Annotated in this window: 12 protein-coding genes, 1 tRNA gene and 1 riboswitch; all 13 genes read right to left on the bottom strand. The window is 40.2% G+C overall.

Annotated features, from left to right (window positions below; all coding sequences use genetic code 11):
* Positions 1–58: 58 nt before the first annotated feature.
* The 13 genes from LG369_RS08235 to LG369_RS08175 all read right to left on the bottom strand — a co-directional run bounded on the left by LG369_RS08235 (position 59) and on the right by LG369_RS08175 (position 13710).
* Positions 59–2491, bottom strand: a complete 2433-nt coding sequence (locus LG369_RS08235) for an ATP-dependent Clp protease ATP-binding subunit (RefSeq protein ID WP_070678276.1) — start codon at positions 2489–2491, stop codon at positions 59–61.
* 6 nt (positions 2492–2497) lie between these two features.
* Entirely contained in the window at positions 2498–2956 is a 459-nt protein-coding gene (locus LG369_RS08230) for a CtsR family transcriptional regulator (RefSeq protein WP_004254054.1), read from the bottom strand.
* A 326-nt stretch (positions 2957–3282) separates the two neighbouring features.
* Complete coding sequence (locus tag LG369_RS08225) at positions 3283–4011, bottom strand: ABC transporter ATP-binding protein (protein ID WP_004254058.1); 729 nt, start codon at positions 4009–4011, stop codon at positions 3283–3285.
* Positions 4011–5018 carry an ABC transporter substrate-binding protein gene (locus LG369_RS08220; RefSeq protein WP_070678279.1) on the bottom strand — a complete coding sequence of 336 codons (1008 nt, stop codon included), beginning with the start codon at positions 5016–5018 and terminating at the stop codon, positions 4011–4013. The genes LG369_RS08225 and LG369_RS08220 overlap by 1 nt, the downstream gene beginning before the upstream one ends.
* Before the next feature lie 36 nt (positions 5019–5054).
* Positions 5055–5813, bottom strand: coding sequence for an ABC transporter permease (locus LG369_RS08215; protein ID WP_074324961.1), 759 nt, complete (start codon positions 5811–5813; stop codon positions 5055–5057).
* Positions 5776–6066: an MTH1187 family thiamine-binding protein gene (locus tag LG369_RS08210; protein WP_004254065.1), complete on the bottom strand. Its 291-nt coding sequence runs from the start codon at positions 6064–6066 to the stop codon at positions 5776–5778. Before LG369_RS08210 ends, LG369_RS08215 begins: the two co-directional genes overlap by 38 nt.
* A gap of 75 nt (positions 6067–6141) precedes the next feature.
* Positions 6142–6244, bottom strand: a riboswitch (TPP riboswitch).
* 264 nt (positions 6245–6508) lie between these two features.
* Positions 6509–8041, bottom strand: coding sequence for a cardiolipin synthase (gene cls, locus LG369_RS08205; RefSeq protein WP_225750776.1), 1533 nt, complete (start codon positions 8039–8041; stop codon positions 6509–6511).
* 171 nt (positions 8042–8212) lie between these two features.
* Positions 8213–9157, bottom strand: coding sequence for a 3-oxoacyl-[acyl-carrier-protein] synthase III C-terminal domain-containing protein (locus tag LG369_RS08200; RefSeq protein WP_225750775.1), 945 nt, complete (start codon positions 9155–9157; stop codon positions 8213–8215).
* A gap of 14 nt (positions 9158–9171) precedes the next feature.
* A complete protein-coding gene (locus LG369_RS08195) occupies positions 9172–10434 on the bottom strand; it encodes a F390 synthetase-related protein (protein WP_004254074.1) in 1263 nt (420 codons plus the stop codon).
* Positions 10412–11227 (bottom strand): MBL fold metallo-hydrolase, encoded by an 816-nt coding sequence (locus tag LG369_RS08190; RefSeq protein ID WP_225750774.1) that lies wholly within the window; start codon positions 11225–11227, stop codon positions 10412–10414. Before LG369_RS08190 ends, LG369_RS08195 begins: the two co-directional genes overlap by 23 nt.
* Positions 11202–12182 (bottom strand): NAD-dependent epimerase/dehydratase family protein, encoded by a 981-nt coding sequence (locus tag LG369_RS08185; protein ID WP_225750773.1) that lies wholly within the window; start codon positions 12180–12182, stop codon positions 11202–11204. Before LG369_RS08185 ends, LG369_RS08190 begins: the two co-directional genes overlap by 26 nt.
* Positions 12179–13453: a glycosyltransferase gene (locus LG369_RS08180; protein ID WP_225750772.1), complete on the bottom strand. Its 1275-nt coding sequence runs from the start codon at positions 13451–13453 to the stop codon at positions 12179–12181. Before LG369_RS08180 ends, LG369_RS08185 begins: the two co-directional genes overlap by 4 nt.
* A 183-nt stretch (positions 13454–13636) precedes the next feature.
* Positions 13637–13710, bottom strand: a tRNA-Pro gene (locus tag LG369_RS08175).
* Positions 13711–13760: the final 50 nt, after the last annotated feature.

Genomic DNA, 13760 nt, shown 5'->3' with positions numbered 1-13760 from the left:
TGCTTTTGATGGCAATAAAGAGGGTGGATCTACAAATTATAGATTAATAGTTCTTGTTTTATACAATGTCGAATTTCAATTGACCAGCTTTGACACCAATTTTAAGTGTCTTACCTTCTTTCAATTCACCTGTAAGAAGGAGTTCTGCTAGTTTGTCTTCTACTTCTGTTTGCAGAGTTCTGCGCAGTGGGCGAGCTCCCATTTCTGGATCATATCCCTTCTGAGCTAGAAGCTTAAGGGCAGATGCTTGGAGTTTCAAGTCAATGCCTTTTTCTGCGAGACTTGCAATCAATGGTTTGACCATAATCTTAACCACTTCCTGCATATCTTGACTTGACAAGCTGTGGAAGACCACCTTTTCGTCAATACGGTTGATAAACTCTGGACGATAAGCTTTTTTCAACTCTTCGAACATCCGTTTTTCCATATTTTCTTGGTCAAAACGAATATCCTTAGCTCCAAAACCGACTGTCTTGTCATCACGAAGAGCTGTCGCACCAAGGTTTGACGTCATGATAATAATGGTATTTGAGAAATCAACCTTGCGACCCTTACTGTCTGTTAAGACACCATCATCCAAGACCTGCAAGAGCACATTAAAGATATCTGGGTGGGCCTTTTCTACCTCGTCAAAGAGCAAGACTGAGTACGGTTTGTTACGAACCTTCTCGGTCAACTCTCCGCCCTCTTCGTAGCCTACATAACCTGGAGGAGCTCCATTGAGACGACTAGCTGCGAATTTCTCCATATATTCACTCATGTCAAAACGAATGAGGGCTGACTCGTCATCAAAGAGAACTTCTGCCAAGGCTTTGGCCAATTCTGTCTTACCAACACCTGTTGGTCCTAGGAACATAAAGGAACCAATTGGACGTTTGTTATTACGAATACCTGATTGATTTCTGCGAATGGCACGACTGATACTTGATACCGCTTGTTCCTGCCCGATAACACGTTTATGCAGTTCAGCTTCTAGATTGAGATATTTCTTGGCGTCCGTTTGTGTCAATTTTTGAACTGGAATACCTGACAAGCGACTCAAGGTTGTCAAAATATCAGACTCTTTTACTAGATCTTTATAGACTGGAACTTCCTGTTCTTTTGCAATGAGCTGAGCTGCTTGTTTCCATTTGCCATCCATCAAGGCCTTGTCCGCTGCTGTTAAACCTGACTCATCTTTTTTAGCGTGCTTTGATTTATTTTGGACAGTTGCTGCCGCTTCATCCAAAAGATCAATCGCTGAGTCTGGCAAGTGACGACTAGTCAAATAGCGATGTGCCATTTTGACAGCTGTTTCGACAGCATCATCTGTAATTTGGACATGGTGGTGTTTCTCATAAGTTGCTTTCAAGCCACGCAAGATAGCCATACTATCAGCCACACTTGGTTCCTCAATCATCACTTTTGCAAAGCGACGAGAAAGGGCTGCGTCTTTTTCGATGTGTTTTTGGTATTCTTCCTGAGTGGTTGCCCCAACAGTTCTCAGAGTTCCACGCGCTAGGGCAGGTTTCAGGATATTGGCCGCATCCAAGGTCGAATCAATACCACTTCCTGATCCCATAATGGTATGAAGCTCATCTATAAAGAGGATAACCTTACCGTCTTCCTCGATATCTTTGATGATATTGTTCATACGTTCTTCAAAGTCTCCACGGAAACGGGTTCCCGCAACCACATTCATCAAATCAAGTTCTAAGACACGCATCTTAGCCATTTCATCAGGCACATTTCCGTTGGCAATTCGCTGTGCAAGGCCAAGTGCCAGAGCTGTTTTACCAACACCTGCATCTCCAACTAGAACTGGATTGTTTTTTGTTTTTCGACTCAAGATTTGGATTATACGAGAGATTTCTTGGTCACGTCCAATAACTGGTTCCAATTTGCCTGAACGAGCTTGCTCTGTGAGGTCATGAGTGTAATCTTCCAAACCACCACTTGGAGTTTGAGGCATACCCATCATATTGGCCATAGAATTTTGCTTATCTGCTACTGATCTGTGACGCTGACGCAGAGCCTTCAAATCTTCCTTTGTCCAACCAGCACGCGCTTCAAGACTACGACGAAGCCCAGCAATCTTGACTTGATCTTTCTGGTCTTCATAAGAAAATCCTGCTTTTTCCAAAATGCGAGTAGCTAGGGCATTGCCATCATGTAAGATAGCGTAGAGAAGATGCTCTGTTCCCAATGCTTTGGCATGTACAACCGAAGCAACATGTTCCGCCTCCAACATCAAGACGTTCAAACGATAGGAAAATGGGAGCTCCTTATAATCTTCCTTATGGTTAAAGTTTGCTTCTGTTAATTCTACAGCTACTTCCTCTAAACGATCAATCTCATACGGGAATTCATTTAAAGTTGCTCCAGCAACACTGTAGCTATGATTGGCCATGGCAATCAGCAAATGCCAAGACTCTAGGTAATCTGCATCAAAGCGACTCGCTACCAGAAAGGCACTATCGATGCATTCTCTCAATGCTTTTGAATATTTCATGTCGTCTTATTTTCCTTTTCTATCTACTTCATGCAACAACTGACGAAGCATATTGGCACGAATATAATTAGCTTCCTCACCTAGAATTCGGTCTGTCCCCATAGCTAATAATAGATTCATTTCTTGGCGGGTCATGAGTTCTTGTTCGACTAAGAGTCTTAAGACATCTTCAAAGATGACTTGGTTCACCTCATCACTCACTGAATACAACAAATCGCGGAGCATATCATGATGGTTAGAGAATTCGATTCGACCAATACGAATATAGCCTCCACCACCACGCTTACTCTCAACTAGATATCCTCTACTCTCTGTAAAACGAGTCTTAATCACATAGTTGATCTGGCTAGGTACGACTTGAAAGGTATCCGCTAGCTGACTTCGTTGCAATTCTACGATACCAGATTGTTCTAAAATCGCCTTGATATAGGCTTCGATATGGTCTGATGTATTTTTAAATTTCATAGCTTGCTACCTCCTTCTTAAACTTTGACTATCTTTGACTATACTATCATTTACAACTCTATAAGTCAAACTTTTAGGGCTCAATCCTTGAAAATACTGAGTTTTAAAAATAGCTACCGTTAGCAAACTATACTTTATTTTCTATTCTACATTTCAACATTTATGTTATAATAAAAAAATTACAACTAGCTTTCAAATCCTTTGAAAGTATGTTATTTATCATCAAATCTAAGAAATATTTCGTAAAATCTATAAAAATAAAACTTCGGTATCATTAATGATGTACCGAAGTTTTTTTGTAGTGTGAGTTTTTCACAGTTTTTTAGCTATAGTTCCAAGCCCAATTCTTCTAATATCTGGCGTTTATAGGCAATTTTTTGAACGTCCTTGTCTTCAGTTTCAGACCAATTAAGTTTGACTTCAGAAACAATCTGACCAGGGCGATTTTTCAAGATATAGATGCGATCACTGAGATTGAGGGCTTCCTCTATACTATGGGTGATGATTAAGGTCGTTAACCCTAGCTGTTTATGAATATCAAGATACCAGGCATGAAGTTCCATCTTAGTCATCTCATCCAAAGCGCTAAAGGCCTCGTCTAGAAGAAAGAGCTTGTGCCCGAAAAGGTAGGTACGGAGTAAAGCAACACGCTGGCGCATCCCACCACTGAGTTCATGAGGGTACTTATCCCTTACAGCCGTCAACTGAAAGGTAGCAAGAATTTCATCTGCTTTGGCAATGGCTTCTGCCTTGTCCACCTTTTGGATCAAGAGGGGCAAAATGATATTGCCAAGGACAGTCTTGTGTTCCAAGAGCAAATCCTTTTGGAGCATATAACTCACACGCCCCTTGGGATTTTCCTCCCCGTCAAGCACAATTCTACCTGACTGGACTTCTAAAATCCCTGCAATCAGGTTAAAGAGGGTGGTCTTTCCAACACCACTGGGTCCCAAGATGGAGACCACTTCACCTGAAACCACTTGTAGGTTAATGTCCTCTAAAATCTTTTCATTGTCGTAGGCATAGCTTACGTGTTCAAGTCTAATTTCTGTCATTATTTTACAAATTCGTTAGTGAATCCTTTATCAGTCAAGTCTTCCTTGAGGATACCATTTTCTTTATCCCATTTGTAGAAGGCATTCCAGCGGTCCGCATCAAATTGCCCCCATTTTTCCTTGTCGCTTGCATATTCTTTTGACAAGTATTTCTGAGATTCGATGACAAAGTCACGTTTATCCTTTAACTCAGGGGCATTCTTGATCAAGATATCAGCCGCTTCTTCTGGGTGATCCATCGCGTATTGGTAACCTTTTTTGATAGCTTGGATGACTTTACGAGCTTCTTCTTTGTTGTCTTTTAGATAGTCGTTGTTTGCAATGATGACTGGTGAGTAGTAGTCAAACTCTTTTACATAGTCTTTCAAATACATGAAGTTGGCATCCACACCTTGCGATTTAGCAAGGATTCCATCCCAACCATAATAAATCCAAGCAGAGTCAAAAACTCCATTGGCAATCGGTGTGATCGAGTTCGAGTCGTTGTTTGGTACTTTTTCAACCTTCTCAAAGTCTCCACCTTGAGATTCTACCAAGGTTTTCAACATCGCAAGTTCAGTTGGGTCATTCCAGGTTCCGTATTTCTTCCCTACCAAGTCTTTAGGACTAGTTACATTATCAGATTTACGAGAGATGATCCCTGATGTATTGTGCTCAACGATCGCTGCAACGGCAGTAATGCCTGCTCCTTTTTCCAATTTCTTAGCCATGTAATCTTGGAAATAGATAGCAAATGGCGCCTTGCCATTGATAACCAAGTCAGATGAACTTTCTTCTGGTGGCAATTTCAAATCAACATCCACTCCAGCTTCTTTGAAATAACCTTTTTCCTTGGCAACATAAAGCCCTGTATGATTGGTATTTGGTGTCCAGTCTAGGATAAAGTCAATTTTTTTGAGTTCTGCTTCTTTGTTATCCTTAGAAGCTGTTCCTTGGCCACAAGCCACAAGCACGACAGCTAGAAGAGCTGTTACAACCGTTAAAAACACTTTCCATGTTTTCTTCATTTTTAATTCCTCTTTTCTTTTTCTAAAACGCTTCTTTTAAGCACGTTTCCATTTAATCACATATTTTTCACTGATATCGACTAGCTTCATACCCAGAAGACTGATCAGCGATACCAGAATAATAATCGCAAACATAGTATCATACTGAAACAGTTTTTTGGACTGAATCATGTAGACACCTAGTCCTTCAAAGCCTCCCAACCACTCAGATACCACTGTTGTGATAAAGGCGTAGGAGACACTGACCCTAAGTCCTGCATAAAAGTAAGGCAGGCTGACAGGGATTTTAAAATGCCACAGGATTTGCCAAGGATTGGCTCGCATCAGACTAAACAAGGTCAGCATATCCTTGTCACAATGCCTAAAACCATCTAAAATACTGACGATAATAGGAAAAGTTGTCGTCAAGATAATCAAGACAATCTTGGGCAAGATTCCATAACCCAACCATAACACTAGGATAGGGGCCATGGCAATGGTCGGTATGGTCTGGACAACTACCATCATGGGGTAAATCAAGTCATTGAGCCAACTCAGACTATCCATAAGGACGGCCATGATACAGGCTATCAAGACACCCAAGGCCAAACCTAATAAGGCTACTCTCAAGGTTGCCCAACTATGGTACCAGAGAAATTCTCTGTCACGAACAAAAGACTGGAGAATCTCAAGTGGTGTCGGCAGGATAAACTTTGGTAAGAGTTTTAAGAGTCCCGCCACCTGCCAAGCGGATAAGACACCCAAAAATCCTAGCAGACTAATATGCCGTCTCATTATACTTTTCAAGTTTCTCATCGATGCTTAAAATCTCTCCTATATTTATTTTCACATTGGCAAAAACATTGTCTGCTCCCTGACCTGCCACTTCTAGCGCTTCTTTGAGAATGCGCATAAGCTCATCAAACTCCCCCTCCAAAACCGTTTCAAAGGGTGTCACCACCATGGCCACTCCTTGAGTTTGCAGATAAGCAATGACCTGATCAATTACAGCTATGCGGTCAATCCCTTGTGACAGGGGCAGGACTTGTAAAGCAATGCTTGCTTTCATTAAAACCTCCTTCTAAGTTACAGTTTTTCTTTGTAAAAAAAGAAAAACCTCTTCCATATATGAAAAAGGTGCAAAATTAGGCCAAGTATCGTTCCCTACGCTGGCATTACCCAGATCAGGTGCGGTCGAAGTTTAACACTTCCTCTCAGACTGTACACAGACTCCCATATATTATATGGACATATGATAACGAAAAATAAATAAGATGTCAAGGAAACTGCTTACAGAAAAAGAGAGTGGGACAGAAATCGGTAATTCGTTAGAATTCGATTTCGTCGTCCCACCTCCGCACAGTTGAGTAGGGCTGTAAAAGCTGATGAAATCAGCGTAGTAAAGCCCACTCAACCACTGCGTCTTGCTCGACAATCCAAAGAAAATTGAGAGGCTAGGACTTTTGTCCCAACCTCTCCTCTAATCATCTATTCTCAGTTAATTCTTTCAATTAAAGCATAGGTGCAAATAACTGTGTTACTTCTTTAATCATCATTTGATACCATGTAGGATTTATGGTATCCGAGAAGATTTCTTGAGATTGTTCAAAAATTCCTTCAAAATCTTTGCGAATATCCGCTATTGACTCTGTTTTGTAGAGTAGTACTGCATTTTCATAGTGATGAACCAAGCTACGATAATCCAAGTTAATAGTGCCGACAGCCGCAAATCGATCATCAACAATCATTTGCTTACTATGGATAAAGCCAGGTGTGTATTCAAAAATGCGAACACCCGCAGATAAAAGATCTGGATAAGCTCCCCGTGTTATCAGTTGAATGAGCTTCTTGTCTGGTACAAAGGGAGTAACTATTCTCACATCTACGCCTCGCATAGCCGCATTTTTTATATCCTCTGTCAAATCATAATCGATAATGAGATAAGGCGTTGTGATATAAACAAAATCTTCTGCTTGGTTAATCAGATTTTGATAAACAATCTTCCCTACCTTAGTTTTATAGATTGGCTTAGGTCCACTGCCATATGGGATGCAAAGGCCACTACCATGTCGTGTCTGATTTTCCAGATGATACTGATCAAAGTCACTGATTTCACCTCGGTTGATGTACCAGTTCATGAGAAATAGTCTGGTAAATGCTTGAGTCGCCGGACCATCAATCCGAATCCCACTATCTTTCCAGTGTCCAAAACGTTCAATACGATTGATGTATTCATCTGCAAGGTTGATTCCTCCAGTATAGGAAATTTGTCCATCAATCACTAATATTTTCCGGTGGTCACGGTTATTATAGGCCACTGTCATACGAGGAATCACCTTATTAAATTTATGAGCATCAATCCCTTTAGAACGCAAATGAACAGTATAATCCCCAGGCAAAGTCACCATACAACCGATGTCGTCATAGAGCATCTTGACTTCGACTCCCTGAGCTGCCTTTTCTTCCAGAACTTCGAGTATGCTATCCCACATCAAACCTTCGTCGACAATGTAGTATTCTAGAAAAATAAATTTTTCTGCTCTTTTAAGATCCTCCAGCATCTGTTGCCACATTTCTTCTCCATTAGCAAAGAATTGTGAGTCTGTATGGTCATAAACCTCTGCATTACTGTCCATATGTAGCAAGGCATTGATAATTCCGTAAGCTGGTTTGTCTGTTTCCTGTAGTTGCAAATGGAGTTGGCGCCCATTATTCTCATGAAATGCAATAGAATTCAATTCCTGGAGTTGTTTCAGTTCTTTTTTTGATAGTCTTCTCTCACCGAACATGAGATAAAGCAGTGGACCAAACACCGGTACAAAGGTCACAATCAACCAAGTCACTTTGCTTTCAGGTGACATCGAACGATTGACAATCGCTATAACGGTTGCTACGCTAATCAAAAATACAAGAGTCACCCAAATAATCGGAGCAATCTGGCTCATGTAAAGAATAATTCCGAAAACAAGAATTAATTCTATAAGGATAATCGTAATACTAAAACCATACTTGGACATTAATAAGCGAAATTTTCTGATTCCCATATCTCCCTCTCAATTTCTAAGTATACTCTCTAATATACTATCTGAAAACGCTTGTTACATTCTAGTATACTTAGTTTCATAAAAGTTATCAAGCTTTTTCTGTATAAGCCGATAGTTCTACGTTTAAAATTAATTTAAAAAGCAGGCCACTTATAGGTGCCTGCTATTATTTTACAATTTCAAAGCCAACATATTGACCGTCATACCAGCTGCAGTTCCCATCAAGAAGATGGTATCTCCTTCCTTCACATATCCGTGATCGAGTGCATAGGCCAAACCAAAAGGTACAGCAACGGATACCATATTTCCATAATCCGTAACGAGGTTAAGGTACTTGTCTTCATCTACACCCAGTTTTCCCATGACCAAAGGAAGAGCGCGACTGGCTTGGTGGGGAATAATATAGTCTACAGCATCTTTAGAAATACCAGATTTCTCTTGGAATTCTTGGAACATTTCTGGAATGACACGGGCAGAAAGCAAGAGGATTTTCTTGCCTTTCATATCAAACATAAAATTTGTCTTGGTCTCTTCAGAGTACTCTTTTGGCTGATAAGAAGTTAAGCCTCCACGAATCTCTGTATCGTGAGCCCCCTCTGACCAAGTACGTTGAAGGCTTGCTATCACTCCCTTATCCTTATCACTTGATTGGAAAATAAAGGCTGCTGCCCCATCACTAAAGAGTTCATAACTTTCTTTTTGCTTTGGATTGAGGCCCAAGCTACCAACTTCACTGGATACAATCAAAACACGACGGTATTCTCCAGCTTCAATCAAGTACGACATAGTCGAAAGAGCTGAAATAAAACTTGTACAAGTCGTATTGATATCCATAGCTGGGATAGAGAGCCCTTTTGCCACACGTTCATGAATCAAGGCTGCCGTACAAGGAATCGGTTGAACACCAACCGCACTAGCTGATACCAGGCAATCAATATCTTTCATACTCAAATTTGCATTTTCAAGTGCAGCTTGGATAGCTGCTTCTGCCAAATCTAGTTGCGTTTCTTCATTTTCAACCACACGATGACGGGTCTGGTCTTTAAATTGTACCATATTTTTTGGAAGGCAGACTCCATAACCTGCAATTTCTACATGTCTTTTTACTACTGTCATAATTTTTTGTCCTTTCATAAACGTTGGATACGTTTGAGCTTACGACTTGTATCCCAATGATAATCTGAAAATTGTATTTCAGGTTCTTTAAACTCTTTTTGTTGCGCCAAAAGTCGAAACTGCTCTGTAATCGCTGTTTCTACTTGTTCATCTCTTCGACTCAGACAAACTTCCACTAGCTTCTCAGAATGTTGCTTGACTTGATAATCTCCAACATTCTCCACAAAGAGAATGCAACGTCTGATAAAGTCAGGATAAATCGTTACCTGATCTCCGTCCTGTCCATCAAAATAGAAGATGTCGTCAGAACGCCCTTCGACCTTGTCAATCCTTGTGCAATGAGATCCACATGGACAAGGTTCAGGATTCTCAACCAAGATATCGTTGAGCTGGTAGCGATAAACAGGCTGACTGATTCGTTTAAAGTCCGTAATCACCGGATAAAAACGTCGGTCATCCAAGTAGTGTTTTTCCACAAAAATGATGTCTTCATTGAGATGAAGATTCCCAGCAGAGCAAGTGCAAGCTAGGAAACCTTCGGTTGCCTGGTAGACTTGGTCAATAATCGGCAACTCAAAAGCGCTCAAAATTCGCTCTTTATCACTATCTTCCAAGATTTCAGCCACCGAAACGATTTTTTGTGGGTGTATGACCAACTCCCCATCTTTTAGACGCTTGCTCAATTCAATCAACATAGAAGCAGGCGCTACCACAATGGTCGGTTGATAACTATTGAGACGCTCTATGTGCTCATCTGTATTCTTGAAAATATCAAAGTACTCTAAACGAATAAGTGCCGTATTGATAGTCTGATACAATTCATTATCCGCTCTGAGGAAAAAGGCTATGCGTTGCCCAAAAAGGTGACCTTTGGGCAACATTTTTGCCAAGATAGCTGCTGCCCACATACTGCGCTCTTTTTCGGTTGTGATAAAGAGTCCCCGGTGTCCAGATGTCCCAGAAGACAACCCAACAGCTATTTCTCCTTTGAGTTCTGTAAAATTCCTGGTCTTTTCACTTTCGATAGCCAAAGCCAAGGCCTCGTCTCGATCCACACCTTGAGTATTGAGCTCATTGAAATGCGTCATCATAAAAGCCTTGTCCATATGATCAAAGTCGTTAGGTACACCATTTTTAAAATAAGGTGACTCACGCTTGAGAAAGTCCATATAGCTAACCAGTTGCTTTTTCTGATAGTTTTCTAATGCTTCTCGAGACTTAAAATTATGAAGCCAACGAGTTTGGATAAAAGTTTTAAGAAAGGTTATTTTTTTCATACAAGATCCGCTCAATCCTTTCTACAGGGTCATGGCTAACCAGCACTTCTATCCCATCCTTTAAAACCTCTTCCAAGAGCTCTGTTCCCTTGATATAGTCATCCTTACTATCTTGCACCAAGGAAGGAATCAGATGCATCTGTTTGGTGTAGGGTAAAAGGTCAATTCCCCAACAAAGATCTGCTGCGATAAAGAGATGATAATCTGGAATAAAGAGACAAGCTTGCCCCTTAGCATGCCCATCAATAGAAGCAACTAAGATACTACCATCTCCAAACAAATCATAGGTAGGGCGATACTTAAAGTTAGCATTTTGCTGATTTGCCTTGATGACTGTCAATCTTTCCTCGAAGTCACTCGGCAAAAATTCTTTAAAAATTAAATCCTTTAGTTTTGGTTTCTTATAAACATCATAGACTTCCTGGGTCAGGATAAAGTTTGCATTCGGAAAGAAGCTAGCCCCTCCCAAATGATCTGGATGTAGATGAGACAACAAGACATAGTTAATTTCTTCTGGTTTAATCCCTTTAGCTTTCAGCAAATGCAAAATCTGATCTTTCTCCGTCATTTGAACTGGCGTCCCCAAACGGTAAAAAGCATAACGAAGTTTCCTCTTAATATCATAGTGATAGCCAGTATCATAGAGCAGATAGCCCTTATCCCTGTGCTTGATAAGGAACACTCCTGCGGGGAAAGTCATCTTTCTATTCTTGACACCCTTAAAAAGCAAACCAGCATAACTCGTACAATATCCCGCTGGGAAATACTCAATGCTTTCGATAATCTTGGACATATTGTTCAATCCCTTCTGAAATACTAATTTTCGGATGATAACCTAAGTCCTTCTCAGCCTTACTAATATCAAGAGTCTGACTATAGCGAAGCAGATAATAGGTATATCGAGTTAGAGGTGGCTCCCCTTTAAGGTTCAAGGTCTTGTATATAAATTCTAAACTACTTGCAATTCCTGATAAGAGAGATGCTGGAATTTTTCTATATTTGATTGGATAACCCAGGCCTGTCAAGCTTTCCTCTAGCAAATCTCTAAAAGCCCTCGGTTCACCATTAGTAATGTTATAAACCTCACCTTTAGCTTCTGGAGCTTCTATGGCCAAACGGATTGCCAGAGCAACATTTTCCACACAAGTCATGTCCATGAGCTGACGCCCATCCCCAATCAAAGGAATTCCTATTTTTTGGCTCAGATTGATAACCCGTGGCAAGATGCTAGTATCCCCAATCCCAAACAGGCCCCGAGGTCTCAAGATGATACTCGGAACATCTGGATAATCTTTAAAGAGTTTCTCCGAAGCCAATTTACTACGGATATAGTTATTGAGATTATTTTCCTCTGGAGCATCACTTTCTTTGATAGCCAACTGATCCTTAGGAGCAGCATAGATGCTTGGTGAGGATACATAAACTAAACTTTGAATACCTGTTTGGCGACATCCCTCGAGAACATATTTGGTTCCTAAAACATTAGCCTGATAAAAATCTTCCCAAGGGCCCCAAACTGTTGACAGGGCTCCTGCATGAACGACCAGATCCATCCCCTTGCAAGCCTCTAGCACATCATCAGCTTTGGTCAAATCACCCTGAAAAAAACTAATCGAAGAATTCTCTAAAGATCGACCAACCTTACTGTTTCTACCAAAAGCTCGAACCTGATAGCCATGCTCGACTAATTCATCTACAACATATTTACCCAAGAAACCTGTCGCTCCAGTTACTAAAACTGTTTTCATTTTTCCTTCTCCTTATTTGCCAGCAGACGATGGATTTCGCTTTCTAAGATTTCCGTCGGATGATAAGACTGTGCTGTTTGGCGCAAAGTCTCTAATTCTGGCCAATTTTCTTTAGCTAACAGCTCCTCAAAGGCTTGTCCAATGGCCTTGCTATTATCTCTTTTAGCTGAGAAAGCAACACCGGCTTCAACCCCACGAACGGCATAATCAAATTGATCATAATCATGAGGTAATATCAAAGCTGGTTTACCATAAATAATGCATTGATAAAAAATCCCAGCTCCCCCATGATGAATCACATAATCCATCTGGGGAATGTACTCCTTATAAGGTAGATAAGAAACTACGGAAAGGTTCTCCATGAGATTTTCACATTGGAAGGCTTCTCCACCCACACCACGTGTCACAAAAAAATGACAGTCTGGATGAGCTTTTGCAAGTTGCTTAGCTTGATAGATAAGGTTTTCTTTAGCCCAAGCAAGTTGTGTACCACAAGTCACTAAGACTTTCTTTTGATTAGAAAATGTTGATAAATCTAAAGGATAATCCTCTCCTGTCTCAACTGAAGCACCAGAAGGACCAATCCACTTGTAGTGTTTTGGAAATCCCTTTTTTAATTCTACTTCTTTCATACCAATACCAAGAATTGAATATGGAGAATAAATGGTCTCATGACCGAGTTGATTATACAATTTAAAATGATATCTTTTTAAGCGATCACGAAGCAGAAAAGATACAATTCGTTTCACTAAACGAGTTGCTTTTCTACCTAAAAATTGTACTGAAACTTGCCAACCATTCTTAGGACTCCCCATACCACCAATTAGACAAGGCGGGCCGTCAGTAGTCTCTAAAACAAATTGTGTAGCCATGGTAGTGATCCAAGGAATTCCAAGTTGATTAGCTACTAAACCTCCAGACAAGGTTATAAAATCAGCAATGACGATATCAGGGCGATTCTTTTGCCACTCTTCCAATAATTGATCTGAAACTACATTAATTAAATCAATACTAGAAGAAAGTTGTTGATAAGCTGATAATATCCCTAATTGCTTATCATTATTAGCTGCACGTTCAAAATCCTCAATGTGATTTTCTAATATTGGAACTACATGAAAACCTGCAGATTCAGCAACGGCCTTTTTTTGAGGACCAGTGAATAAGCGAATATCATATCGAGGGTTATTAAGTAAGGGGATGAGTAAATTCATTGTTGGGTACAAATGTCCACTTAAAGGAACAACTACAACATCAATTTTGATTCTTTTCATATGTCTAGGATATCAAATTTTAAAAAAAAGAACTATCGATAAGATAATTCTTTACACATTTATTAGTTTGGACATGAAAATGTAACGAAACATTTAAGAAAACTAAATGTAAATTTACAGATAATAACAATCAAAATCAAATATAAAAAAAAAGGCAATTGCCTCAATTTAAGTATTGACCAATCGGGAAGACAGGATTCGAACCTGCGACACCTTGGTCCCAAACCAAGTACTCTACCAAGCTGAGCTACTTCCCGAGTTTAATGTTTAATGCACCCTAGAGGAGTCGAACCTCTAACCGCCTGAT

It is taken from the genome of Streptococcus sp. Marseille-Q4154 (assembly GCF_916700545.1).
GTDB classification, from domain to species: Bacteria; Bacillota; Bacilli; order Lactobacillales; family Streptococcaceae; genus Streptococcus; species Streptococcus infantis_I.
Note: the sequence above shows the minus strand (reverse complement) of the source record. Positions and strands in the feature narration are given on the sequence as shown.

Bases quoted from the DNA above. Each gene is read 5' to 3' on its own strand.
- LG369_RS08235 (WP_070678276.1), bottom strand. From the start codon at position 2,491: ATGAAATATTCAAAAGCATTGAGAGAATGCATCGATAGTGCCTTTCTG.
- LG369_RS08230 (WP_004254054.1), bottom strand. From the start codon at position 2,956: ATGAAATTTAAAAATACATCAGACCATATCGAAGCCTATATCAAGGCG.
- LG369_RS08225 (WP_004254058.1), bottom strand. From the start codon at position 4,011: ATGACAGAAATTAGACTTGAACACGTAAGCTATGCCTACGACAATGAA.
- LG369_RS08220 (WP_070678279.1), bottom strand. From the start codon at position 5,018: ATGAAGAAAACATGGAAAGTGTTTTTAACGGTTGTAACAGCTCTTCTA.
- LG369_RS08215 (WP_074324961.1), bottom strand. From the start codon at position 5,813: ATGAGAAACTTGAAAAGTATAATGAGACGGCATATTAGTCTGCTAGGA.
- LG369_RS08210 (WP_004254065.1), bottom strand. From the start codon at position 6,066: ATGAAAGCAAGCATTGCTTTACAAGTCCTGCCCCTGTCACAAGGGATT.
- cls (WP_225750776.1), bottom strand. From the start codon at position 8,041: ATGGGAATCAGAAAATTTCGCTTATTAATGTCCAAGTATGGTTTTAGT.
- LG369_RS08200 (WP_225750775.1), bottom strand. From the start codon at position 9,157: ATGACAGTAGTAAAAAGACATGTAGAAATTGCAGGTTATGGAGTCTGC.
- LG369_RS08195 (WP_004254074.1), bottom strand. From the start codon at position 10,434: ATGAAAAAAATAACCTTTCTTAAAACTTTTATCCAAACTCGTTGGCTT.
- LG369_RS08190 (WP_225750774.1), bottom strand. From the start codon at position 11,227: ATGTCCAAGATTATCGAAAGCATTGAGTATTTCCCAGCGGGATATTGT.
- LG369_RS08185 (WP_225750773.1), bottom strand. From the start codon at position 12,182: ATGAAAACAGTTTTAGTAACTGGAGCGACAGGTTTCTTGGGTAAATAT.
- LG369_RS08180 (WP_225750772.1), bottom strand. From the start codon at position 13,453: ATGAAAAGAATCAAAATTGATGTTGTAGTTGTTCCTTTAAGTGGACAT.